At 72.7% G+C, this 24,254-nt stretch carries 23 protein-coding genes and 1 pseudogene; 6 read left to right on the forward strand and 18 right to left on the reverse strand.

Annotated elements, in window-relative coordinates:
* Positions 1-12: 12 nt before the first annotated feature.
* The 10 genes from AB0H87_RS15600 to AB0H87_RS15645 form a co-directional block, all read right to left on the reverse strand.
* Positions 13-1,626 (reverse strand): alpha/beta hydrolase-fold protein, encoded by a 1,614-nt coding sequence (locus AB0H87_RS15600; RefSeq protein ID WP_360144868.1) that lies wholly within the window; start codon positions 1,624-1,626, stop codon positions 13-15.
* Between the two features lie 20 nt (positions 1,627-1,646).
* Entirely contained in the window at positions 1,647-3,575 is a 1,929-nt protein-coding gene (locus AB0H87_RS15605; protein WP_360144871.1) for an SUMF1/EgtB/PvdO family nonheme iron enzyme, read from the reverse strand.
* Positions 3,572-4,477 (reverse strand): ribokinase, encoded by a 906-nt coding sequence (locus AB0H87_RS15610; RefSeq protein WP_360144874.1) that lies wholly within the window; start codon positions 4,475-4,477, stop codon positions 3,572-3,574. Before AB0H87_RS15610 ends, AB0H87_RS15605 begins: the two co-directional genes overlap by 4 nt.
* Positions 4,474-5,781: an ADP-ribosylglycohydrolase family protein gene (locus AB0H87_RS15615; RefSeq protein WP_360144877.1), complete on the reverse strand. Its 1,308-nt coding sequence runs from the start codon at positions 5,779-5,781 to the stop codon at positions 4,474-4,476. Before AB0H87_RS15615 ends, AB0H87_RS15610 begins: the two co-directional genes overlap by 4 nt.
* Complete coding sequence (locus AB0H87_RS15620) at positions 5,778-6,926, reverse strand: ADP-ribosylglycohydrolase family protein (RefSeq protein WP_360144880.1); 1,149 nt, start codon at positions 6,924-6,926, stop codon at positions 5,778-5,780. The genes AB0H87_RS15615 and AB0H87_RS15620 overlap by 4 nt, the downstream gene beginning before the upstream one ends.
* A 2-nt stretch (positions 6,927-6,928) precedes the next feature.
* Entirely contained in the window at positions 6,929-8,221 is a 1,293-nt protein-coding gene (locus AB0H87_RS15625; protein ID WP_360144883.1) for a sugar ABC transporter substrate-binding protein, read from the reverse strand.
* A 39-nt stretch (positions 8,222-8,260) separates the two neighbouring features.
* Positions 8,261-9,100, reverse strand: coding sequence for a carbohydrate ABC transporter permease (locus AB0H87_RS15630; protein WP_360144886.1), 840 nt, complete (start codon positions 9,098-9,100; stop codon positions 8,261-8,263).
* A 1-nt stretch (position 9,101) separates the two neighbouring features.
* A complete protein-coding gene (locus tag AB0H87_RS15635; RefSeq protein ID WP_360144889.1) occupies positions 9,102-10,037 on the reverse strand; it encodes a sugar ABC transporter permease in 936 nt (311 codons plus the stop codon).
* Entirely contained in the window at positions 10,034-11,089 is a 1,056-nt protein-coding gene (locus AB0H87_RS15640) for a LacI family DNA-binding transcriptional regulator (RefSeq protein WP_360144892.1), read from the reverse strand. Before AB0H87_RS15640 ends, AB0H87_RS15635 begins: the two co-directional genes overlap by 4 nt.
* 195 nt (positions 11,090-11,284) lie before the next feature.
* Complete coding sequence (locus AB0H87_RS15645) at positions 11,285-11,770, reverse strand: carboxymuconolactone decarboxylase family protein (protein ID WP_360144895.1); 486 nt, start codon at positions 11,768-11,770, stop codon at positions 11,285-11,287.
* Between the two features lie 119 nt (positions 11,771-11,889).
* Between AB0H87_RS15645 and AB0H87_RS15650 the strand changes: the two genes are divergently transcribed.
* Together AB0H87_RS15650 and AB0H87_RS15655 are read left to right on the forward strand one after the other, a co-directional pair.
* Complete coding sequence (locus tag AB0H87_RS15650) at positions 11,890-12,768, forward strand: RNA polymerase sigma-70 factor (protein ID WP_360144898.1); 879 nt, start codon at positions 11,890-11,892, stop codon at positions 12,766-12,768.
* Positions 12,769-12,846: 78 nt separating this feature from the next.
* Positions 12,847-13,197 carry an MmcQ/YjbR family DNA-binding protein gene (locus tag AB0H87_RS15655; protein ID WP_360144901.1) on the forward strand — a complete coding sequence of 117 codons (351 nt, stop codon included), beginning with the start codon at positions 12,847-12,849 and terminating at the stop codon, positions 13,195-13,197.
* On the opposite strand, the gene AB0H87_RS15660 is transcribed toward AB0H87_RS15655, so the two are convergent.
* The 6 genes from AB0H87_RS15660 to AB0H87_RS15685 form a co-directional block, all read right to left on the reverse strand.
* Positions 13,190-13,594, reverse strand: coding sequence for a cytidine deaminase (locus tag AB0H87_RS15660; protein ID WP_360144904.1), 405 nt, complete (start codon positions 13,592-13,594; stop codon positions 13,190-13,192). The two genes, AB0H87_RS15655 and AB0H87_RS15660, sit on opposite strands and share 8 nt — an antisense overlap.
* 4 nt (positions 13,595-13,598) lie before the next feature.
* Positions 13,599-14,741 carry a hypothetical protein gene (locus AB0H87_RS15665; RefSeq protein WP_360144907.1) on the reverse strand — a complete coding sequence of 381 codons (1,143 nt, stop codon included), beginning with the start codon at positions 14,739-14,741 and terminating at the stop codon, positions 13,599-13,601.
* Positions 14,725-16,971: a xanthine dehydrogenase family protein molybdopterin-binding subunit gene (locus AB0H87_RS15670; RefSeq protein ID WP_360144910.1), complete on the reverse strand. Its 2,247-nt coding sequence runs from the start codon at positions 16,969-16,971 to the stop codon at positions 14,725-14,727. The genes AB0H87_RS15665 and AB0H87_RS15670 overlap by 17 nt, the downstream gene beginning before the upstream one ends.
* Positions 16,968-17,957, reverse strand: a complete 990-nt coding sequence (locus AB0H87_RS15675; RefSeq protein WP_360144913.1) for a xanthine dehydrogenase family protein subunit M — start codon at positions 17,955-17,957, stop codon at positions 16,968-16,970. Before AB0H87_RS15675 ends, AB0H87_RS15670 begins: the two co-directional genes overlap by 4 nt.
* Entirely contained in the window at positions 17,954-18,481 is a 528-nt protein-coding gene (locus AB0H87_RS15680) for a (2Fe-2S)-binding protein (RefSeq protein WP_360144916.1), read from the reverse strand. The genes AB0H87_RS15675 and AB0H87_RS15680 overlap by 4 nt, the downstream gene beginning before the upstream one ends.
* Positions 18,482-18,560: 79 nt before the next feature.
* Positions 18,561-19,817: an FAD/NAD(P)-binding oxidoreductase gene (locus tag AB0H87_RS15685; RefSeq protein ID WP_360144919.1), complete on the reverse strand. Its 1,257-nt coding sequence runs from the start codon at positions 19,815-19,817 to the stop codon at positions 18,561-18,563.
* Positions 19,818-19,894: 77 nt separating this feature from the next.
* Here AB0H87_RS15685 and AB0H87_RS15690 point away from each other — a divergent pair, with 77 nt between their 5' ends.
* Together AB0H87_RS15690 and AB0H87_RS15695 are read left to right on the forward strand one after the other, a co-directional pair.
* The gene (locus AB0H87_RS15690) at positions 19,895-20,950 is read left to right on the forward strand and encodes a methyltransferase domain-containing protein (protein ID WP_360144922.1); all 1,056 of its coding nucleotides are present in this window, start codon (positions 19,895-19,897) and stop codon (positions 20,948-20,950) included.
* Positions 20,951-21,098: 148 nt separating this feature from the next.
* Complete coding sequence (locus tag AB0H87_RS15695; protein WP_360144925.1) at positions 21,099-21,335, forward strand: hypothetical protein; 237 nt, start codon at positions 21,099-21,101, stop codon at positions 21,333-21,335.
* Here AB0H87_RS15695 and AB0H87_RS15700 read toward each other — a convergent pair.
* Entirely contained in the window at positions 21,332-22,543 is a 1,212-nt protein-coding gene (locus tag AB0H87_RS15700; RefSeq protein WP_360144928.1) for a deoxyguanosinetriphosphate triphosphohydrolase, read from the reverse strand. The genes AB0H87_RS15695 and AB0H87_RS15700 overlap by 4 nt on opposite strands.
* 10 nt (positions 22,544-22,553) lie before the next feature.
* Positions 22,554-22,907 carry a VOC family protein gene (locus tag AB0H87_RS15705; protein ID WP_360144931.1) on the reverse strand — a complete coding sequence of 118 codons (354 nt, stop codon included), beginning with the start codon at positions 22,905-22,907 and terminating at the stop codon, positions 22,554-22,556.
* 336 nt (positions 22,908-23,243) lie between these two features.
* Between AB0H87_RS15705 and AB0H87_RS15710 the strand changes: the two genes are divergently transcribed.
* Positions 23,244-23,624 carry a hypothetical protein gene (locus tag AB0H87_RS15710; RefSeq protein WP_278085210.1) on the forward strand — a complete coding sequence of 127 codons (381 nt, stop codon included), beginning with the start codon at positions 23,244-23,246 and terminating at the stop codon, positions 23,622-23,624.
* A 104-nt stretch (positions 23,625-23,728) separates the two neighbouring features.
* Positions 23,729-24,254 (forward strand): annotated as a pseudogene (locus AB0H87_RS15715) (hypothetical protein); the annotation flags it as partial.

Consider the following 24,254-nt stretch of genomic DNA (forward strand, 5'->3'; position numbering starts at 1 on the left):
GCCATCACGCGCTCACCCCAGCCCGACTGGCGAGCATCGCCGCCGGAGCGACGTCGTGCCGGGCATGGCGGCCGAGGTGCTTCCGGCCACGTAGACACCGCGATCGTGGGCCGCGACCGCGTACGCCTTGTCCTCACCCGGGCCGCCGAGCTGCTGGCTCCACACGATCCGGCCGTCCGGCCCGACCCGGGCCAGCACCGCGTCCTTGTCGCCGCTCGACGCGGAGCCCGCGAACGACCCGCTGGTGTAGCCGGCCACGTAGGCACCGCCGTCCGGGGCCGCCGCCAGCGCGTAGAACCGGTCCGCCTTCGCCGGGTCGCCGGCCTGGGTGAGCCACGTCCGTTGTCCGCCGGCGTCGAGCCGGGTCACGAAGGCGTCGTCGGCCGGGCTGCCCGGGTGCGCGCCGTCGAGGTCCCCGCGGGTGTAGCCGGCCGTGAGCACCGCACCGTCGGCCAGCGGCACGACGCCGTAGAGCCGGTCGTTGGCCGGCGTGCCGAACTGGGTCGTCCACGACCCCAACCGGGTCACCACCGCGTCCAGCCCACCCTGATAAGCCTGCCCGGAAACCGCACCCGACGCGGCGAAAGCGACAGTGGTCGCACCGTCCGGGTGCGCGGCGACGCCGCCGGCCCAGTCCTGGCCCGCGGTCCCGTGCAGCGGGCCGGGCAGCCCGGCCGGCGGCGTCGCGCTCAACGTGCCCGCCAGGTGCGTCAGTCCGTCCACGAAGGCCGGTCGCCAGACGTCCCAGTCGTGCCCGCCGTCGATCACCCGGAACTCGGCCGCGACCCCGTCGGCGCGGCGCACGCTGTTGTAGAGCGTCGCGGCCTCGTAGTCGAGGTCGTGCGCGGCGTCGGCCGGGTCCGGGTTGGCCCACTCGTCGTCACCGACCGCGATGTACATCCGCACCGGCAGGTCCTTATCCCGCCCGGTCAGCAGCGCCGGGTAGTTGAGCCGCTGGTAGACCTCGTCGGAGAACTTCGAGGAGCCCGAGCCGAACGCGCCGAACTCGCGCGCCGACGAGTCGGCCGGCGGCAGCGGCCGGTAGACCGCCGGGCTGAGCACCAGCGCGTTGGCGAACAGGTCCGCGTGGGCCAGGGCGTAACGCAGCGCGCCCGCCCCGCCCATCGAGTAGCCGCCGACGAGGCGGGCGCCGCGGTGTGCGGCGGTGCGGTACGTGGCGTCGACATGCGACACCAGATCGCGGGTGAACGCGGTCTCCACCGGCCGCCCGGGATCGTCGGCCCCGGTGTAGGACGAGTCGACGTAGTAGTTGCCGCGGGTGCTCCACGGCGCGTCGGGCAGCACCGCGATCACCGGCGGCACGGTGCCCTCGGAGATCAGCCGGTCCAGGTCGGCCTTGACCCGGGTCCACGCCTGCATGGTGTCGCCGCGCCCGTGCAGCAGATACAGCACCGGGTACCGGGTCGCGCCCGCCGGGTCGTAGCCGTAGGGCAGGTAGACGGTGTAGTCGATGGTGCCGCCGAGCGCCGCGGACGGCGCGGTCGCGGTGGTCAGGGTGCCCACGCGGGGCCGTTCCGCGCCGGCCGTGCCGGGCACCGCGCCGGCCAGGCCGAGCGCGAGGAGCACGGCGGCCACGCCGCCGCCGAACCGCCAACCTCGTACCATCAGGTCACTCCCTCAAGGGGTCAGAGGTCGGCCGCGCAGCGGAAGCCGACCTGGTCGGAGCGGGTGAGTCCAGCGCCGGTGAGCAGCAGCTTCACCGAGACGTCGGCCGGTTGCGGTCCGCCGTCGAAATACCAGTCGGAACCCTGCGCCTGGTACGCGGCGCCGCCCTTGAGGATCACGAAGCGGGTACGCCCGTCCGTGTGCTCGCTCTCGGTCAGGTTCCACACGAGCGGTTCCCGCCGCTCCAGCAACCCCGCGGACGCGGCGACCTGCCACTCGTCCTCGGTCGGCAGCCGCAGCCCGGCCCAGGCCGCATAGGCGCGCGCGTCGGCGAGGTCCACCCCGGTGACCGGCGCGTCGGCGGGTCCCTGCCCGGCGGTGAACCGCTCCGCCCGCACCGGCGCATAGCCGGTCGCGCGCAGGAACTCCGCGTACTCGCCGTGGGTGACCTCGTGCGTCGCGATCGCGAACCGCCCGAGCCGCACCGTGCGTTGCAGCGTCGCCAGGTGGTGCAGGCGGGGCGGCAGCGGCTTCCACTCGTCGACGTACGGCGTCTCCCCGTACAGCCCGGTCTCCCGCACCCGGTGCCGGACGACCAGATCGTGCACGCCGGACGACACGGCGACCAGGCCCGCCGGCACCTCCGACCGCAGCGCCCACGGCGTGCGGGTCCGCACCGCCACGCGAGCCGGGAACGACGGATCGCCGGTCGGCTGCTCATGCCGCTCAACGGAGGAGGAGGTGACCACCACGGCGGCGATCGCGCCCGCCGGCAGCGGCCCGCCCACGGCGAACCGGCCGTCGTCCAGCGCGGTGACCGTCAACGGCGCGCCGGTCACCAGGTCGACGTACCGGCCGGGACGCGAGGTGACCAGCCACGGCCCGTCGTGGTCGCCGCCCCGGTTCACCACCGTCCACAACGGAGCGTCGTCGTGCGTCCACCTCGAGGCGTACACCTGACCGGTGCCGGGATGGTCGGCCAGCGGCTCCCAGTCCTCGGACCGCAACCACGCCGCGTGGCTGGCCTGCACGCGGCGCATCGCCCGCAGCACGGCGCGGTCCCGCGCGTTCCAGCCGACCCAGACGCCGAAGACGCTCTCCCAGACCAGCACGCCGACGCCATTGAGCCAGGCGGAGTGCAGCTCGTCGAGGTGGTCGCGGTGCCAGCGGCGGGTGTGGTGCAACATGTGCCGGCGCTCGAAGTACTTTGCCCGCAGTACTCCAGGCACGGTGGAGTCGGCGAACCACTGCGCCCACGACATCGCGTGGTCCTCGATCCGGGCCAGCGGGACCCGGCTCTCACCCTCCAGCACCAGCCCGGGACGCACCTCGTCGAGCGCGGCGCGCAGCGCGCCGGCGCCCTCCTTGAGCGTGTCCAGGAAGACGCCGTCGACGCCGAGCTTGGCGGCCAGCTCGGCGACCTCCGCCGCGTCGGTGCCGGGCGAGCGGCGCGTGCCGGTGTCCCACGGGTTGTAGTCGACGAACACCCGGACACCGCGGTCCTGGAACGCCCGCACGACCTCGGGCAGCTCGGGTACGTCGCGGTACCAGTCGAACTGGTTGCGGTCGTCGAGACCGATCACCGGGTACGCGTGCCAGAGCACCACCCCGTCGAAGCCGCCGAAGTCCCGCCCGGCCGCGTCGAGGAACGCGTCGACGGTGAACACGCCCCGGTCGTGGTCGTAGAGCGTCTCGTCCCACAGCCACGCCAGGCAGACGGTGAAGCAGTCGCCGGCGACCTCGTCGTAGTGTGCGCCGGTGTAGCCGAGCCGGGCCCGCGCGTCGGCCCGCCACGCGGCCAGCCGCGCGCGCCAGGCGGGCCAGTCGGCCGGGTCGTCCGGCGCGGCGAAGATCTTCGCCTCGTCCAGGTCGACCAGCGAGGCGTGCTGCGACAGCGGCACGTCCGTCGGCAGGTCGATCGGGCGCGGGACGTACGGGTTGAAGCTCACGGTGTTCCTCGGTATGTCGCGTCGTGCAGGGCGTCGATGGTGGCCCGGTCGGGCAGAGCGGAGGAGGCGCCGGGGCGCTGGGCGCACGCGGCGCCGGCGGCACAGGCCCAGCGCAGGCTCGCCTCGATGTCCGCGCCGCCGCGCTCTGCCCAGCCGACCGCCAGCGCACCGGTGAACGCGTCACCGGCCGCCGTGGTGTCCACGGCGTCGATCCGCGGCGCCGGCACCGACAGCCGCAGCCCGTCGCGGTCGGCGTAGGCGGCGCCGCGCGCGCCCAGCGTCAGCACGGCCCGGGGCACCAGCTTCAGCAGCGCGTCGAGGGCGCCCCCGGCGACGACCTCCGCCTCGTGTTCGTTGACCACCAGCACGTCGACCAGGTCGAGCAGCTCATCCGGCAGGGTGGCGGCCGGCGCGGCGTTGAGCACGACGGTCGTGCCCGCCGCGCGGGCGCACCCGGCCGCCGCCACCACAGTGGACAGCGGCACCTCGAGCTGCAGCAGCAGGACGTCCGCCGCCGCGATCGCGGCCCGGTCGTCGGCGTCCAGCTCGGTCAGTGCCGCGTTCGCGCCGGGCGCGACCACGATGAAGTTCTCGGCGTCCCGGTCGACGGCGATCAGCGCCACGCCCGACGGGCCGGGGACGGTGCGCAGCCCGCGCACGCCGACGCCGGCTGCGATCAGGCTCTCCCGCAGCAACCCGGCGAACTCGTCGGAACCGACCGCGCCCACGAACTCGCAGGCGGCACCGGCCCGGGCCGCCGCGACCGCCTGGTTGGCGCCCTTGCCACCGGGCACCGTGCGGAACCGCTCGCCCAGCACGGTCTCGCCCGGCCGCGGCAGCTGCGCGGTCGTCACGACCAGGTCGAGGTTGGTGCTGCCGACCACGACGACGCGCGCTGTCATGCCGCCACCTCCAGGGTCCGTTTGGCCAGCTCGTCGAAGCCGATCCCGTCGAAGCCGGCGATGCTGCTGGACAGCCGGTTGTGCAGTGGTGCGACCCAGCGCTCGGGCAGGGCCGCGGCGCCGGCCAGCGCACCCGTGACCGCGCCGACGGTGGCGCCGGTCGAGTCGGTGTCCCACCCGCCGCTGACCACCGCGCAGATGGACCGTTCGAGGTCGCCCCGGCCGTACGCCAGCGCGGCGGCCACCATGGCGGCGTTGTTGCGCACGTGCACCCAGTGCAGGTGGCCGTGTCGGGCGTACAGCTCGTCGACCACGCTCTCCCAGTCGTCGGCGCCCGCGGCCAGCGCCCGCGCCTCCCGCACGGCGGTGGCGAAGCGGCCGGGCGGCAGCACCGCCTCGGCCGCGTCGAGCACCTCGTCCACATCGGACGACACCGGCGCGGCGGCGGCCAGGGCCGCGGCCCACATCGCGCCGTGCACGCCGCCGCCGACATGGCTGACGGTGGCGTCCCGCCGGGCCAGCTCGGCGGCGCGGTCGGGCCGGCCGGGGTTGACCCAGCCGTACACGTCGGTGCGGATCTGCGCCCCGATCCACTCGCGGAACGGGTTGTGCCGGCGGGCGCTCTCCGGCGGCGCGTAGCCGAGCAGCAGGTTGCGGTACGCCACGCGCTCGGCGGTGAAGACCCGGCCGGCCGGCAGCCAGTCGAGCCACGCCTGCGCCACGTCGGCGCTGGTGAAGTCGCGCCCGTGCGTCTCGAGCACGCGCAGCGCCAGCAGCGCGTAGTTGAGGTCGTCGTCCTCGGGCATGCCGTGGATGTTCTCGGCGAGGCTGGTCGGCGCGCTGCGCCGGTTCCACGGCCACCGCGCGGCGACCTCCGACGGCAGCCCCTTGGCGGTGAACCAGTCCCGCAGCGGCCAGCGACCGGTCGCGGTCAGGATCTCCCGGATCCCCTCCCGCGGGATCTTCTCCACCGGCTTGCCGAGCAGGCAGCCGACGGCCCGCCCGAGCCAGGCACCATGCAGCCGGTCGTGCGTCGCGATGGTCGGCAGCGTCGCCCGGATCTCGGGCGGGTCGTCGGACCAGGAAGCCGCCGGCAACGCGTCGGCGGCGTCCAACAACTCCACCGCCAGCGCACGCAGGGCCGGCGACGCCGGCGATGGCGACGCCCCGCTGACCGGAGCCACGAGCGAGCCGCCCGCGGCCACCCACCGCCGCTCGAGCGCCGACACATCGCGCCCCTCGTCGCGACTGGCGGCCAGCTCGTGCGGCAGCAGGTCCTCGGGCTGCACCCAGGTGATCCTCACCGGGCCGCTCCCCCGGCCAGTTCAGTGAACCGCTCGGCCCGCCGCGCGAACCGGGCCCGGTCCCGCTCGAAGATCTCGGTGGCCACGGTGGCGAGCTCGGCCGCCGGTGCCACGAGGTCGGTCTTCGACGCGTTGCCGACGGCGGAAGACCATTCCGCGGGTACGGCGTCGGCACCGCCGAGCGCACCCGCGATCGCCCCGGCCATGGTCGCGGTGGAGTCCGCGTCGCGCCCGTAGTTGACCGCGCCCAGCACCGCCGCGCGGAACGCGCCGCGGGCCACGACGAGCATGCCGATCGCGACCGGCAGCTCCTCGATGGCGTGCAGCCGGCTGGGCCGCCGCGCGCCCAGGCCCGGGTTGCGGTAGTCCTCGCCCACCGTGTCGAACGGCGCCACCGCGCCCCGCAGCGCGGGAATCGCGGCCCGCCAGTCGTCGTGGCCCCGGGCCTCCTTGACCACCGCGTCGATCGCACCCCGGGTGCCGTCGCGGGCCAGGTCGAGCGCCGCGGTGACCACGTCCTCGACGCTCGCGCCCGGTGTCGCGGCCGCGGCGACGGCGGCCGCGAAGACCGCCGCCGCCTCCCGGCCGTAGCTCTGCTGGTGCGCCCCGGTCAGCTCGACCGCCTCGGCGTACGCCCCGGCCGGGTCGCCCGCGTTGACGATGCCGACCGGTGCCATGTACATGGCCGCACCACAGTTCACGATGTTGCCGACCCCGGCCTCGCGCGGGTCCGCGTGGGCGTGGTGCAGGCGGGTGACCAGCCACCGCTCGGCGGCCGCGAGGCGGTGGAAGGTCACCCCGTCCCGCTCCAGGTCGGGGATGTGCACCACCCGCTCGATCAGGTCGGGGACCAGCAGTTCCGCCACGTCGTACGCGTCGAGGTGGTCCCGCTTGGCCGCGTACGCGCGTACCAGGGCATGGGTCATCAGCGTGTCGTCGGTGATGTGCCCGTCGCCCTTGTGGTACGGCGCCAATGGCCGCGCGGTGGCCCAATCGGCGTGGTACGGGGGCACGATCCCCTCGACCCAGCCACCGAACCGGGCTCGGATCTGCTCCGGCAGCGCCGTCTCGGTGGCGCCGCCCAGGGCGTCCCCGACCGCGGCACCGACCAGACAACCGACCGATGTGTCGAGCAAGAGTGACATTGTTACCTCAGAACCTGCTTGCCACCGTCAACCAGCTGGCTCGCGAGCTGGTCCAAGGTGATCTTGTTGGCGAAGTACTGCTGGAGGGCCGGTGTGGCGTACTTGGTCTTCCACTCCGGGTAGCCGTCGGCCATCTGGAACGGTGCGACGGTCAGGTCGGCCGCGCTGTCCGCGGCCACGTCCCAGCCCTGCTCGCCCTTGGTGAGCTTGACGAGTTCCTCGTTGGCCTGCTTGCCGGTCGGCACCAGCCAGTCACCCTTGGCCAGCGCGGCCATGTTGGTCGGGTTGAGGAAGTACGCGATGAACTGCGCGGCCTGCTCCTTGTGCTTGGAGTCGGCCGAGATCGACAGCGTCTGCGGGTTGGCCGCCTGCTTGCTCGACAGGCCCTTCACCGGCGGCAGAGTCACCCACTCGAACCCGGCGGGCGCCTGCTCGACCATCTGCTGGCGCAGCGAGACCGAGCCGGGCAGCATCGCGTACTTGCCGCCGAAGAAGCCCGGCAGCGTGTCGGCGCCGCTCATGCCGAGCGCCTCGGGCGATGCGGTCTTCGTCGTGTAGATCATGTCGTGGATCCGCTTCGGCACCTCCTTCTCCGCGTCACCGATCTTGACCTCGGTCTTGCCGCCGTCGGTGTAGAAGAACTTGCCGTCGTAGTTGAGCGCCAGGTTCAGCACCCGGTTGGTGGGCGACTTCAGCGCCCAGGCCACGCCGAACTGGCCCGGCTTGGTGAGCTTCTGCGCGTTGGCCTGGAACTCGTCCCAGGTCCAGCCGCCGTCGGCCGGCGGCACCGCGACACCGGCGGCGTCGAGCAGCTTCTTGTTGGCGATGACGACCTGCGACTCCAGCAGGAACGGCACGCCGGCGACCTGGCCGTCGAACGTGGCGGTGTCCCAGACGCCCTGGTCGATCTGGCTCTTGAGGTCGCCGGGGATCAGGTCCTTGAGGTCGGCCAGGTAGCCCTGCTTGCTGAACTCGCCGATCGCCGAGGCCTCGTAGTGCACGATGTCCGCGGCGTCGCCGCCCTCGAACGAGGTGAGCAGCTGGTCGTGGACCGAGTTCCAGTCACCCTGGACGTACTCGACCTGGATGTCGGGGTGCTCGGCGTTCCACTTCGCCACGAGGTCCTTGTTGGCCTGCAGCGACTCCTTCTGCCAGGCCAGGCTGAGGAAACGCAGCTTGACCGGACCGGCCGTGGCCTCGTCGTCGCCGCCGTCACCGCACGCGGCGAGCGCGCCGAGACCCACGACCGCGACCGCGGCGGCCGCGGCCAGTCGACGGAACCGTTTGGGGATCATCTGGGGTTTACCTCCTTGGGGATGGAGAGCTGGATCAGCTCAGCCCTTGACCGCGCCGGCGAGCGACCCGGACGAGAGCCGGCGTTGCATGAACGCGAAAAAGATCAGGCTGGGCAGCGTGGCCAGCAGCGAACCCGCCGCCAGCGGCCCGAGTCGGGCGGTGCCCTCGATGCCGACGAAGCGGGCCAGCGCGACCGGCAGTGTCTGCAGCTCCGGTGTCTTGATGAGCACCAGGGCGAAGAAGAACTCGTTCCACGCGGAGATGAACGCGAACAGCGCGGTGGCCACCAGGCCGGGCGCCAGCAGCGGGAAGACCACGCGGCGCAGCACCTGCAGCCGGCCCGCGCCGTCGACCGACGCCGCCTCCTCCAGCTCGCGCGGGATGTTGCGGACGAAGCCCTGCAGCATCCAGAGCGCGAACGGCAGCGCCCAGACCACGTAGATCAGCACCAGGCCGGCGTGCGAGTTGGCCAGGCCGGCCTGCCGCAGCACCAGGAAGATCGGGATGATCAGCAGCACGAACGGGAACAGCTGCGAGAGCAGCACCCAGCCGAGCGCGACGGTGCCGAGCTTGGACTTGAACCGGGCCAGCGCGTACGAGGCCGGCATCGCGACCAGCACGGTCAGCACCGCCGAGGCGAGCGAGACCTGGAGGCTGTTCCACGCCGCCCGGCCCAGCTCCTGCTCGGTGAACGCCTGCACGAAGTTCTGCGTCGTGGGGTTGCTGGGAATCAGGGCCGGGTGCAGCTGCACCAGCTCGCGCGGCGGCTTGAACGCCGTCGACAGCAGCCAGACGAGCGGGAACCCGAGGAAGACCAGGTAACCGGCGAGGGCCAGGTACTGCAGGACCCGACCGGTGCGGCTCGGTTTGCCGAGCATGTCAGTTCGCCTCCCTCAGCCGGCGACGGAGATAGACGGCGAGGAGCGCCACGATGATCACGACCATGACGTTGCCGAGGGCGGCGGCGTATCCGTAGTTGCCGTAGCGGAACGCCTCCTCGTACGCGAAGAGCATCGGCAGCATGGTCTTGCCACCCGGCCCGCCCGCAGTGAGCACGTAGACCAGCCCGAACGAGTTGAAGTTCCAGATGAAGTCCAGCGACGTGATCGCCACGATCACCGGCATCAGCCCCGGCAACGTCACGTGCCGGAACCGGCGCCAGGCGCTCGCGCCGTCGACGGCGGCCGCCTCGTGCAGCTCGCGGGCGACGCCCTGCAGGCCGGCGAGCAGCACGACGGTCGTCTGCGGCATGCCCGCCCAGACGCCGACGATGATCACGGCCGGCAGCGCGGTGCTGAAGTCGCCGAGCCAGTTGGTGCGCAGCCCGTCGGCGCCGACCCGGTGCAGGAACTCGTTGAGCAGCCCGGCGTCCGGGTGGTAGACGAGCTTCCAGAGGATGCCGACCACCACCGGCGGCATCGCCCACGGCACGACCGCGAGCACCCGCGCGACGCCACGGAAGCGCAGTTGCTGGTTGAGCAGCAGCGCGAGCCCGAGGGCGAGGACGAACTGGAGCACGGTCACGCCGAACGCCCACAGCAGACCGATCTTGAACGAGTTCCAGAACAGGTCGTCGGTGAGCAGCTCTTTGTAGTTGTCCAGCCCCGTGAAGTTGGCGTCCACGTTCCGGCCAGCGCGGGCGTCGGTGAAGCCGAGGTAGATGCCGCGCAGCAGCGGGAAGACAGAGAGCACGAGCACCGGCAGCAGCGACGGCAGCAGGAGCAGGTAGATGGTGGTGCGGTCGGCGCGGGCGCGGGAGCCGCGCCGCGGCCGGCCGGCCCGCTCGACGTCGGGTCGCTCGTCCAGCACGGTCATGCCGTCACCTCCGCGCGTGCGGTCACGGTGCGCTCGGAGGACGCCCGCACCACGAGGCTGGGTGCGACCTGCGCGCGGCGCGGCGGCAGGCTCGGGTCGTCGATGCGCTGCAGCAGCAGCTCCGCGGCCCGGCGACCACGCTCGGCCGAGCCGAGCGAGACGCTGGAGAGCTGGGGAAACATCATCCGGGCCAGTTCGGTGTCGTCCATGCCGACCAGCGCGACGTCGGTCGGCACCCGCCGCCCGCGCGCCAGCAGCGTGTGCAGCGCGCCGGCCGCGATCAGGTCGTTGGCGCAGACCAGGGCGTCCGGCTCGACCCGGTCGAGCAGCCGTTGCGTGGCCTCCCGGCCGGCGGCGTACTGGAAGTCGCCGACCTCGACCAGGTTCTCGTCGAGCGGGATGCCGTGCGCGGCCAGCGCGGCGCGGAAGCCGGCGTCACGCGCGGCGCCGGGGACCGTGTCGAGGGGGCCGTTGACGAAACCGATCCGGCGCCGCCCGGTGGCCAGGAGATGGTCGACCGCCAGCGCGATACCGCTGCGCGAGTCGGTGCGGACGTTGTCGACCGGTGCGTCCTCGGCGAGCTGGCCGACGACGACGACCGGCACCGGGCTGTCGGTGACGGCGGCCAGGTGGTCGGCGGTGACCCGGATCGGCGAAATGATCATCCCGTCGACGTAGCGGTGGGCGAGCCGGCGCAGCAGCGCGGTCTCGTTGTCGATCCGGCCGCCGGTGGCGTGCACGAGCAGTTGCCGGCCGGATCCGGCGACCACGGCCTCGATGGCGCGCATCATCTCGACGTACACCGGGTTGCCGATGTCCTCGACGGCGAGCGCGACCAGTTCGGTGCGCTGGGACTGCAGCGAGCGGGCGATCGCGTTGGGCACGTAGCCGACCTCGGCGGCCGCGGCGCGCACCTTCCGCACGGTCTCCGGGCTGCCGCCGACACCGTTGAGGACCCGCGACGCGGACGCGATGGAGACACCGGCGCGCGCGGCGACGGTGTGCACCGTCGGCCGCCCGTCGGTGGCCTCCTGTAAACGTTTACGACCCACGCCCTGCACCTCCACCCGGTAGCTGTAAACGTTTCCGGGAGTCTGCGCCGTGATCGTCGCGGGGGTCAAGAGCCCGTTACGAATACGTTTCCGATCGCCCCGTTTCCGCAGCGGTCGGTGTCCTGACGGCCACGATCCGTAGACGGCACCGGCCCGACCCCCGTGATCGCGGGGCCGGGCCGGAGCGCGACCGGGTCAGAGGTCGAGCGAGGCGAGCATGCCCGGCTCGTACGAGCCGCCCTGCACGCGCGCCACCACGTTCATGCGGTTGGCCGCGTTGACCATGCTGACCACGCAGAGCAGCGTGGCGACCTCGTCGTCGTCGTAGTGCTCGCGCACCGCCGCCCAGGTCTCGTCGGAGACGCCGCCGTGCAGGTCGGCCAGCCGGGTCGCCTCCTCGGCCAGCGCCAGCGCCGCCCGCTCCGCCGCCGTGTAGACGGTGGTCTCGCGCCAGGCCGCGACCAGGGCCAGCCGCACCGCGGTCTCGCCGTCGGCCGCGGCGTCCTTGGAATGCATGTCGACGCAGAGCCCGCAGCCGTTGATCTGGCTGACCCGCAGCTCGACCAGGTGCCGGACGGCCTTCGGCAGCGTCGAGCCGTCCAGGGCGAGCGCGGTGTTGTAGAACCGCTTGGCGACCTTCGCGCCGGTCGGTGTCTCGAAGAGGTTGATACGGGGTTCCATGACCACTCCTATCTCGTGCGGTGACGAACACGAGATGCCGGCGACCCGCCGCCCGTGACGGCCCGCCGCTGTGGCGAGCGACACCGTCACACGAGGGCGGCCGCCGGCGTCAGATGTGCATGGACCCCGCCACGGAAACGTTCGTCGCCCACCGCAACCTCCTCTTCACGGTCGCCTACGAGCTGCTCGGCTCGGCCGCCGACGCCGAGGACGTCCTGCAGGAGACCTGGCTGCGCTGGACGGCCGTGGACCTCGACGCCGTGCGCGACCGGCGTGCGTACCTGGTCCGGATCACCACCCGTCAGGCGTTGAGCCGGCTGCGCACGCTGCGCCGGCGCAAGGAGTCCTACGTCGGCACCTGGCTGCCCGAGCCGCTGCTGACCGCGCCCGACGTGGCCGAGGACGTCGAGCTGGCCGAAAGCGTCTCGATGGCGATGCTGCTCGTCCTGGAGACCCTGACCCCGACCGAGCGGGCGGTGTTCGTGCTCCGCGAGGTGTTCGACCTGGACTACGACGAGATCGCCGAGGCCGTCGACAAGACACCCGCGGCCGTACGCCAGATCGCCCACCGCGCCCGATCCCACGTGGCCGCCCGCCGGCCGCGCGGTGCGGTCTCCGCCGCCGACACGGGCCGCGCCCTGGAGGCCTTCCGCCGGGCGGTCGAGACCGGCGACCTGCAGGGGCTGCTGGACCAGCTCGCGCCGGACGTCGTCCTGCTCGGCGACGGCGGCGGGATCAGGCAGGCCGTCGCACACCCGATCGTCGGCGCGGCCAACGTGGCCCGCCTGCTCGGGCACGGCGTGCGCCGCCTCGCGGGCGCGGCGTCGGTCGAGCTGGCCCAGATCAACGGCGGCCCGGCCCTGGTCTTCCGCATCGACGGCGAGCTCGACGGCGTCGTGGCGGTCCGGCTGGACGACGGCCTGATCACGGGCCTCTACGCGGTGCGCAACCCGGAGAAGCTGTCCCGCGTGGAGCACGCGACCGCGGTGAGCCGCTGACCCTGGGCTCGGCGCCGGGCCGCGCGCCGTCGTCGCCGGCTCGCTGCCGTGGGCGTCGCGGGGATCTAAGGTGACGTCATGACCCGCGACGAGCTGCTCGCCTACTGCCTGGCCAAGCCGGGTGCGTGGCCCGACGAGCCGTGGGAGGGCGACCAGGTCGCCAAGGTCGGCAGCAAGATCTTCGCGTTCCTCGGCGCCGGGCCACCGCCGACGGTCGGGCTCAAGTGCGGCGCCAACCGGGAGATGGCCGACGAGTGGCTGACCCGCTATCCCGACGACGCCCGGGTGATGGCCTACATCGGACGGTCCGGCTGGAACACCCTTATCGTCGGCAACCGGATCCCCGACGACGAGATCCTCGAGGCGATCGACGCCTCCTACGACGCCGTGGTCGCCAAGCTGCCCAAGCGGGAGCGGCCCCTTACGTGACGGGCTCCGGCCACTCGTGGTCCGGCAGCAGGTCGCGCAGCGGCGACCAGCGCTGGGCGCCCAGCACCACCTCGGTGTCCAGGTTGGCCGGGTGCAGCTGCCGGACGAACTCGCGGCACCGGCCGCAGGGTGGCAGCACGTAGATCCGGTCGTCGCGCTCGTCGCGCCAGACCGCCACGATCCGCTCGATGTGCTCCTCGCCCGCCGTGACCATCGCGGCGATCGCGCTCGCCTCCGCGCAGAAGCCCGTCCCGCACGCCGTGTCGATGGAGACGCCGACGTAGCGGTTGCCGTCCGCCGTGACCAGCGCCGCGCCCACGTCGCCGACCAGCCGGCCCTGCAGCCGGCGCGGGGCGACGACCGCCAGGGCCGCCGCGATCAGCTCCTCGAACTCCATGACCTCAGGGTAGGTCGCGGGCGAACGGCCACCGCCGGCCGACGGCGACGTGCATGATCACCGAGAACGCCAGCGCGTTGAGGCAGCCGTGCACCACGAACTCGCTCGGCTCCAGCCGGCCGAAGTCGACGGTCCGCGCGTAGGCCGTCAGCACCACGTAGAGCACCACCGCCAACGCGGCCACCGTGGTCACCGACAACCACTTGTCCATCACCGCCGTGATGTGCGGGCGCACCGCGTTCTCGAACAGCATCGACACGACCAGCCCGGCCGCGATGACCGCCGCCGCACCGGCGATGATCTTCCCGGGTGAGACCGCCAGCTGGATCAGGGTGTACGTGGCCCAGCCGCCGGCCGCCACCGTCCCGTTGGCCAGCAGCAGCCGCAGCCAGCGCCGCCTGACGAGGTTGAACGGCCAGCCCCGCCAGGTCACGTACAGCCACGTCTGCCAGGCACCGACCGTGACCAGCAGCGCGCCCAGGGACGCGCCGGACATCGGGCCCGTCTGCGTGTGCAGGCCGGTCGACGCCGGCGGCCGCACGTCCGCGACGAAGTAGTAGATGAGCAGCGCCACGCCCCACGCCAGCACGCCGGCCAGCAACCCCGCCGGCACCCGGGGCAGCTTCCGCAGCGGCCACCCCTCGTTCACCAGGGTGAACTGCAGCATCGCGGTGAACGCGGCGCCCGCGAGCGGCAGCGTCGCCGGGAACGTCGGCAGGTGGCCGGGACCCGGGTTCGGGTCGAACACCCCGCGCGGGTCGACGCCGCCGGCTATCAGCTGGCCGAGGAACGTCAGCCCGACGCCCGCGGCCAGGATGAACACGGTGTTCAGCCAGCCGGACAGCCAGCGCGGCACGAGCGCGGTGCCCGGCCAGTCGTTCCACCAGAACGCCACGATCGCGGTCGGCACGAGCGAGAACGTGACCAGCGGCCCGATCACCACCAGCGACCGGGCCGGGCCGTCGAGCGCGAACGCCAGCACCACCGCGACCGGCACCACCAGCAGCAGACCGGCCAGGCCCAGCCACGGCTGGCGGGCGATGCTCCGCGCCAGTGCGGTCCGGACGGCCGGTTGCAGCTGCGCCGACGGCGTGCTGATGACCGGCCGCTCCGGTAACGCGGTGGTCGCCTCAGCCGGGGAGGCCACTCATCACCAGTTCGGGAGTCAGCGGCAGCTCGGTGAACCGGTGCCCGGTGGCGTGGAAGACCGCGTTGGCGACCGCGGCCGCCGCACCCACCTGACCCACCTCGCCGACGCCCTTGACGCCGAGCGGGCCGACGACGTCGTCCTCGACCTCCACGAAGTCCGCCTCGATCTCGGGGACGTCGGCGTGCACCGCGACGAGGTACTCACCGAGGCTGTTGAGCGCCCACCGCCCCGACTGGCGGTCGATCCGGTTGCCCTCGTGGATGGCCTGCTGCATCCCCCACAACATGCCGCCCATGAGCTGGCTGCGTGCCAGCTTGGGGTTCAGCACCCGGCCGGGCGCGAAGACGCCGAGCATCCGGCGCACCCGGACGAGCCCGAGGTCCTTGTCCACTGCCACCTCGGCGAACTGGGCGCCGAAGGTCAACAGCCCGTGCGGTGTGTCGAACGGCGGCGGCGTCCAGCTGCCCAACGCCTCCATGTCGAGCAGGCGGTTGCGCTGCAGGGCGTCGGCGTACGACTCGCTGATTGACGGGTCCAGTGTGGACGTCATGCGGCCGTCGCCCACCCGAACGGAGCTGGGTGAGAGCCCGTGCAGCGGCGACGCGTCGTCGTTGACGGCCAGCGCGATCAGGTCGTTGCGCAGCGTCGTGGCCGCGTTGTGCACGGCGGAGGACACCATCGTGGCGCCCATCGAACCCACCGCGGAGGTGGTGTTCGGGAGGTCGGTGTCGCCGAGCTCGAACCGGACGACGTCCATGTCGACGCCGAGCCCGTCGGCGGCCACCTGGGACATCGCGGTGGCGACGCCGGTGCCGAACTCCTGGGTGCTGGTCTGGATGATCACGCTGCCGTCGTGGAAGATCCGGGCGCGGGCGTGCTGGACCGGCATGAAGAACGCGACCGGGTACCCGGCGGCGGCGACGCCCGTTCCGATCAGCCAGTTCCCGTCACGGCGCGTGCCGGGCGTCATGTCGCGCTCGGCCCACCCGAACCGGTCGGCGCCCGAGCGCAGGCAGTCCGCCAGGCCGTCGCTCGACCACGCGTTGCCGTGCGGGTCGACCGGCGGATGGTTCATGATCCGCAACTCGACGGGATCCATGCCCAGCTCGTACGCGAGGGCGTCCATCGTGCATTCGAGCGTGAACGAGCCGAAGGACTCCCCCGGCGCGCGGGTGAACGTCGGCGTCATCGTGTTGCCGCGGATCAGGTGGTGCGTGCCGAGATAGTTCTCCGGCCCGTACACCTGCGACGAGCTGCCGGTCGCGGGCTCCGCCCAGTCGTCGAACGGCGACGTGACGGAGAGCTTCTCGTGCTTGATGCCGGTTACCTGCCCGTCGCGGCGGGCCGCGACCCGCATCCGCTGTTCCTGCTCCTCGCGCAGGCCCATCGAGGTGAAGCTCTGCGCGCGGGTCAGCGCGAGCCGCACCGGGCGGCCGACGAACCGGGCCGCCATCGCCGCGAGCGTCACGTGCGGCCAGACCATCGCCTTGGAGCCGAACGCGCCGCCGACGAAGTGCGTGATCACGCGGACGTCGCTGAGCGGCATGCCGAGCAGCTGCGCCACGGTGAGCTGGGTCGCGCGTACGCCCATCGTCGAGTCGTAGAGCGTGAGCCGGTCGCCGTCCCACTGCGCCGTCGTGACGGCGGGCTCGATCGGGTTGTGGTGGTTCGCCGCGTAGTGGTAGGTGAGGTCGAGCTTCACCTCGGCGTCCGCGAGTGCGGAGTCCACGTCACCCCGCTCGTCACGCGCCGGCATCAACCCACCGAAGATCATCTTCGCCTCGTACGCGGCGTTGCGCCCGTCCTCGATCGTGGCGACCGGGACACCGGGCTCGTACGTGACGTCGAGCAGCGCCGCCGCGTACGCGGCGTCCTCCAGCGTCTCGGCGACCACCACCGCGACCGGCTGACCCCAGTAGTGGACCTGGTCGTCCTGCATGGGGAAGAAGCTCTCGCCGGGGGCGGGCTGCCCGGCGAGAGAGGGAACCAGCTTCGGCTGGGCGGCCACCTTCGGCGTGTTCTCGTGGGTCATGATGCCCAGCACGCCGCCGGCCGCCTCGGCCAGCGACGTGTCGATCGACAGGACCCGGCCGTTGGCCACCGCGGAGCGCACGATCATGGCGTGCGCGAGCCCGGGCAGGACGATGTCGCCGGTGTAGCGACCGGTCCCGGTGACCTTGTCCGGCCCGTCGACACGGTTCACCGGCTTCCCGAGCACCGGACTCATGACGTCACCTCGCTCAGTTCCCGGACGATCGCCCGCTTGGCGAACGCCACCTTGAACTCGTTCATCGGCGTGGTCCGCGCGTCGGCCAGCTCCGCGTCGGCGGCCGCCGCGAAGTTCTCCGGCGTCGCCGGCCGGCCGATCAGCGACTGCTCGGCCCGGTGCGCGCGCCACGGCACGGTGCCGACCCCGCCGAGGGCCAGGCGCAGCTCCGCGACGTTGCCCGCGTCGTCGACCCGCATCGCGGAGAAGACCGAGACGAGCGCGAACTCGTACGACGCCCGGTCGCGGTGCTTGACGTAGCGGGACGTGCGCGCGAGCGGCAGGTCCGGCACGTCGATCGCGACGATCAGCTCGCCGTGCGCGAGCGGGTGCTCCACATTGGGCGTGTCCTCCGGCCGCAGGAAGAAGTCCTCGACCGGGACCGACCGCGTGCCGTCCGGTCCGATCGTGCGCACGACGGCGTCGAGCGCGACCAGGGCCACCGCCACGTCGGACGGATGGGTGGCGATGCACTGCTCCGAGGTGCCGAGGATCGCGTGGCCCCGGTTGACGCCCGTGAGCGCCGCACAACCGCTGCCCGGCTCGCGCTTGTTGCAGGCCGAGGTCGGGTCGCGGAAGTACGAGCAGCGCGTGCGCTGGCACATGTTGCCGCCCATCGAGGCCATGTTGCGCAGCTGCTCGGAGGCGCCCAGCAGCAGCGCCTGCGACATGCCGGGATAGCGCTCGACGATGCGCGGCGCCCGCGCGACGTCGGTCATCCGCGCCATCGCGCCGATCCGTACACCGCCGTCGTCGGTGTCCTCGAGATAGGTCAACGGCAGGTCGTTGACGTCGACCAGCAGGCTGGGCTGGACCACGCCGAGCCGCAGCAGGTCGATCTCGGTGGTGCCGCCGGCCAGGAACGCGCTGTCGGGATGCCCGCTGACCGCGGCCACCGCGTCGTCGATCGAACTGGCCCGGAAGAAGCTCACCGGTCGCATGGTCATCGACCTCCGTCGTCCGCGTCGCGCACCTCACGGATCGCCGCGTGGATGTTCGGGTACGCCGCGCACCGGCACAGGTTGCCGCTCATGTGCTCGGCGATCTCCTCGTCGGTGCCGGCGTTGCCCTCGCGGAGCAGGGCGATCGCCGACATGATCTGGCCGGGCGTGCAGAAGCCGCACTGGAAGGCGTCGTGGTCGACGAACGCCTGTTGCATGGGGTGCAGCTCGCCGTCCTGCGCGACGCCCTCGATGGTCGTCACCTCGTGGCCCTCGCACGAGTACGCCATCGTCAGGCACGACAGCACCCGGCGCCCGTCCATCCACACCGTGCACGCCCCGCAGGTGCCTTGATCGCACCCCTTCTTCGTCCCGGTGAGATCGAGGTGCTCGCGCAACGCGTCGAGCAGGCTGACGCGTGGTTCGAGTTCGATCGCGTGACCCGAACCGTTGACGGTCAGGTTGACCGGTTCGCTCGCGGGACCCCGCACGGAGTTGACCGCGGCCGCGGTCGACTGGTTGATTGCCATCGCTCGCTCCTCGGCTCTACCGAGTTTCAGCATCGCCAACAGGGCGAAGCAGGCGCGGGCGATCAGTGAATCCGGCGTGCTATCCCGCCAGAAGCGTCCCGAGGGGCACGCTGGGGTCCGCGAGGCGGTCCAGGTCGACATCCTTGCCGCTGTAGCCGGCCCGCACGAGTTTCTGGATATCGTCCTGTACGTCCCAAACGTTGACGTTCATCCCGGCCACCACGTGCCCGTGCCGGGTCCAGAACACGGTGAACTCCGGCGCCTTGCCATCCACGATGGACGGATCGCCGCGGAACACCACCCGGTCGAACCCGCCGCGCGGGAACCAGCCGGCCAGCTCCATGCCGAGGTCGTACTGGTCGGTGAAGAAATAGGGCAGGCGGTCGTACGAGACGTCCTGGCCGAGCATCGAGCGGGCCGCCGCGGGCCCGCCGTTGAGCGCGTTGGCCCAGTGCTCGACGCGGATGTGCTGGTGGAACAGCGGGTGGTAGGCCGACGCCACGTCGCCGCAGGCGTAGATGTCGGGGTCGCTGGTCCGCAGCGCCGCGTCGACCTCCACGCCGTTGTCGACCCGCAGGCCCGCGGCGCGGGCCAGCTCCACGTTGGGCGTGATGCCCACCGCGATCAGCGCCGCCGACGCCGGCACCTCGGTGTTGTCGTCGAGCACCGCGTGGGTGACCCGGTCGCCGATCCCGCCCAGCTCCCGCACCTGCGTGCCGAACCGGAAGTCCACGCCGTGCGCCTCGTGCAGCGCGCGGAACACCGCCGCGACGTCGTCGCCGACCACCTGCCGCAGCGGAGCCCGGTCGGTCTCGACCACGGTCACGTCGCAGCCGAAGCCGCGGGCGGCGGCGGCCACCTCCAGCCCGATCCAGCCGGCACCGATCACCACGACGGGGTCGCCGGCGCGCAGGGTCGCACCGAGCGCCTCGGACTCGTCGATCGTGCGCAGGTAGTGGATCCGCGGGCCCTCGCCGCCGGGGAGGTCCAGGGTCCGCGGCGACGAACCGGTGGCCAGCAGCAGCTTGTCGTAGCCGAGGGTCTCGCCGCCGTCGAGGGTCACCTGGTGCGCGCCCGGGTCGATCGCGGTCGCCCGGGTGCCCAGCCGCAGCTCGATGCGCTGCTCGGCGTAGTAGCCGTCCTCGTGGGCGAACGCCTTCCGCCGCTCGTCCTTGCCGAGCAGGTAGCCCTTGGACAGCGGGGGCCGCTCGTAGGGCAGGTGCGGCTCGGCGCCGACCAGCACGATCCGCCCGTCGAACCCCTCCTCGCGCAGGGTCTGTGCGGCCCGCCCGCCGGCCAGCGACGCACCCACGATCACGAACACCCGCTCGCTCATGCGGACAGTCAACCAGAAACCACGTTCTGTCGCGTTTTACGCGGTGTGGTGTCCCCGCGATGGCTAGCGTCCGACGGATGACACAGACCACCGAAGAATTCGCCGACCGGCTGTTCCGCAGCGCGCTCGGCACGGCCGAGCTGCTCTCGGTCTACCTGGGCGACCGGCTCGGCTGGTACCGGGCGCTGGCCGAGGGTGGGCCCGCGGACGCCGCGTCGCTCGTGGCCCGGGCCGGCGGCGCGCGGCGGTACGCGCACGAGTGGCTCGAGCAGCAGGCCTCGAACGGCATCCTGACCCCCACCGGCGACGGCCGGTTCGCGCTGCCGCCGGCCGCGGCCGAGGTGCTCACCGACACCACGAGCCTCAACTACCTCGCCCCGCTCGCCCGCACCTTCGCGGCCGCCGCGGTCCAGCTCCCGGCGCTGGTCACGGCCTACCGGGACGGCGGCGGGGTGCCGTGGGCGGCGTTCGGCGCCGAGATGCGGGAGGCACAGGCCGAGATCAACCGGCCGTGGTTCGAGCACGCGCTGCCGGGCGCGCTGGCTGGGGTCGCGCCGCTGGACGCCGCGCTGCGCCGGCCGGGCGCCCGGATCGCCGACATCGGCTGCGGTGGCGGTTGGTCGGCGATCGCGCTGGCCCGGGCGTACCCGGAGGCCACCGTGGACGGCTTCGACGTCGACGCGCCCTCGGTGGCGCTGGCCACCGCCAACGCGCGGGCGGCGGGGCTGCGCGACCGGGTGACGTTCCACGAGGTCGACGCAGGCGGTCTCCCCCACGACGGCGACTACGACGCGGCGTTCGCGTTCGAGTGCGTACACGACCTGCCCCGCCCGGCGGCGGTCCTGGCCGCGATGCGCGGCGCGGTCCGCCCCGGCGCGCCGGTGGTCGTGATGGACGAGGCGGTCGGCGAGTCGTTCGAGGCACCCGGCGACGACGTCGAGCGGCTGATGTACGGCTTCAGCACGCTGATCTGCCTGCCGGACAGCATGACCGACCCGGACTCGGTCGGCACGGGCACGGTGATGCGCCCGGACACGCTGCGCGGCTATGCCCGCGAGGCCGGCTTCGGCGGCGTCGACGTGCTCCCGATCGACGACTTCGCCTTCTTCCGCTTCTACCTGCTGACCCACTAGCTGACCCACTAGGTATACCTAGACGCCGCCGGTGGGCCGGCTAAGGAGGGTGCTGGCCGGAAGTTAGGGAATCGCTGCCGATGTCGTGGCGCGCCCGTCCGAACAGGATGGACACATCGAGAACGACGAAGTCGACAGGAGCCCCGCGATGTACCAGCACCCCGACCTCATGCTCACCGCCGCACACGACCACCAGCGCGACCTGATCGCCGACGCCGACCGCAAGCGGCTGTTCAACCGGATCACGCGGCGCCGGCACGCCGGCCGTGGGCGGGCCCGCTCCGACCAGGAGCCCTCCAGACAGGTCCGGCTGACGCCCGGCGCGTTCGCCGTCCGCGCCCACGCCGTCGGCGCCCTGGCGCTGCGCGACCTACCCGCGCACTAGCGGGTCAGGCGATAGTGCCAGTCGACGGCGGCCGGGTCGGTCAGTGACGCCACCTGGTCGACGACGACCCGCAGCCGGGCCGGGTCGTCGGCGGCCGCCTTCCACGCCGCGCCGAACGCCGGGTCGAGGCCGCCCGGCGCACGGTCGGTCAGCACCGCCACCAGCTCGGTCAGCACGGCACGCTGGCGCTCGTAGCGCCCCCGGGCGCCCGGCCGGCGCATCACGTACCGCAGCGCGATGGCCTTGAGCAGTGCGCACTGCGCCCGGATCCCGTCCGGCACGACCAGGTCGGCGGCGTAGCGGCGCAGGTCGGCACCGCCGTGCGCCGCGCGGGTCGCCTCCACGGCGGCGGCCACGAACCGCCCGGTCAGCACGCTGGTCAGCCGCTTGAGCGCCGCTTGCGCCGGATGGCTGCCGTCGTAGTCCGCGACCGTGACCAGCACCGGGTCGGCGAGCAGCCCGTCCAGCACGGGCGCGAGCGCCGCCGCGGGCTCCGGCGAGTAGGTCTCCGCCGCCGCCCGGCAGACCGCCGCCCGCTCGTCGGCGTCGTCGATCAGCCGGCGCACCGGCACGTAGCCGCCGTGTATCCCGTCCTCCACGTCGTGCACCGAGTAGGCGACGTCGTCGGCCCAGTCCATCACCTGCGCCTCGAGGCAACGCCGCTCCGGCGCGGGCGCCGCCGCCCGCAGCCACTCGAAGACCGGCAGGTCGTCGGCGTAGACGCCGAACTTGCGCCGGCCCTCCCGCCGGGGCCACGGATATTTGCAGGTCGCGTCGAGCGCCGCCCGGGTCAGGTTGAGGCCGGCGCCGAGCACCTTGGCCTCCAGCCGGGTCAGCACCCGCAGCGTCTGCGCGTTGCCCTCGAAACCGCCGCAGTCGCGGGCGAGGTCGTCGAGGGCGGCCTCGCCGTTGTGCCCGAACGGCGGATGCCCGAGGTCGTGCGCGAGCCCGGCCACGTCGACCACGTCGGGGTCACAGCCGAGCCGGGCGCCCATCTCGCGACCGATCTGGGCGACCTCCAGCGAATGGGTGAGCCGGGTGCGCAGGAAGTCGTCGGTGCCCGCCATGTGCACCTGGGTCTTCGCCGCCAGCCGGCGGAACGCCGCGGAGTGCAGGACGCGGGCACGGTCACGCTCGTACGGGCTGCGCCCCGCACCGGTGTCCTTCGCCGGCTCGGGCACCCATCTTTCCGCGTCCCCGGTGCTCACATGGTCAACGCTAGCGTTTCGGAGACAGCACGCAGAACTCGTTGCCCTCCGGGTCGGCGAGCACGACCCACGACGCGCCGGGTGACTGTCCGATGTCGACGTGCCGGGCGCCCATGTCGACCAGCCGTTCGACCTCGGCCTCCTGGTCGTCCGGGCGCAGGTCGATGTGCAGCCGGTTCTTGAGCTCCTTGGCCTCCGGCACGGGCACGAAGACCAGCCCCGGCAGCTCGTCGGGCAACCGCCGGATCTCCACCTCGTCGGGCTTCTCGTAGGTGATCTGGTAGTTGAGCGCCTCGGCCCACCACCGGGCTAGCCGGGCCGGGTCGCGCGCGTCGACCACCAGGTTCTCCCAGCGGTTGCCCATGTATAACCTCCGATGCGGACGGCACGGACGGACGGAAACGACAAGGTGTCCGCCAGGTTACGCCCACGATCGTCGGTGCGCCCGTTCGGTCATCATCGGCGGTTGCGGCCGTACATGCCCATCTCCGCCCCATTTGCAACACCCGATCAGACGAGAGTTGCTGACCGATCGCCGAGGGTGAGACTGCTGCGGACGATCTTCGCCCCGGAGTAGTTTCGCGGAAGCACATCGTCATGGCCGGCGAGACCGCCGGCCCCGACCCGTTTACCCGGGATTCTCGTGCGCCCTCTGGCCGGAGCGGACGCGCGCAGGCTCCGCCCGGGTGGAGGAGCACGTGTGTCCGGCATAGACGACTGCCTCCGGCAGGCGATGACCATCCCTGGCGCCATCGGGGCGAGCGTGGTCGACTACACGACCGGCTTCGCACTCGCGTGGGCGGGCAACGCGCCCACCGGCGACCCCGATGCCTCCGCCGCCGGCTCGTCCGACGTCATCCACGCGGCGACCAACCGCGCCCCGTTCGCGTCGACGCGCCCCAACGACCTGGTCGAAGACGTGGTGATCACCACGCACGGCGGCTACCACCTGCTGCGGATGATCCGCACCGACTTCGACAGCCGGTTGCTGCTCTACGTGTGGCTCGACCGCCACGAAGGCAACCTGGCCGTCGCACAGCGGCGCATCCGCATCCTCGCCGACGACCTCGTCGCGGCCTAGCCCGCCACCGCATCGTGCTGACCCACCCTCGCGCGGCCAACGCCGCCCGGGACATGTCCCCTAGATCCGGAACGCCCGCACGAATCGAGCCGTCAGGAGGAGCGTTGGCCAAGTCCGTCCGGATCCCCCGCACGGGCTCGCCGCGGCGCGCCCTGACCCCGCTGGCCGGCGCCGGCGCGACCGGTGCACTGCACATCGGCACCGACGACTGCCTCTACCTCGTCGCCGGCGAGGTGGTGTTCGCCGAGTCCGGCAGCTCACCGAGCATCGGCGACCTGCTCACCGCCTCGGACCGGCTGGCGCCCGAGACCTGGCATGCCGCCCTGGCCACCGGCGGTGCCGCCGGCAAGTCCGACGTGCGGCCCAGCGCCTGGCTGGTCCAGCAGGGCCACCTCACCCACGGCGAGCTCGAGCTGTGCGTGCTCGGGGCGATCTACGACGCGGCCTACTTCGCGCTCGGCTCGGCCAGCGCCCTGCTCCGGTTCGTCGACGGCGAGACACACGGGATGGGCGCGGTGACCTCGATCGACCCGGCGGTGCTGGCACCGCTGCACCGGGTCACGGACACCGCCCGTCGCATCGCCCGCGGCGCGGATCTGAGCCTGCACGAGCGGATCGGGCTCACCGGCG

Origin of the sequence: Asanoa sp. NPDC050611, assembly GCF_040654855.1 — a bacterium.
GTDB lineage: Bacteria > Actinomycetota > Actinomycetes > Mycobacteriales > Micromonosporaceae > Asanoa.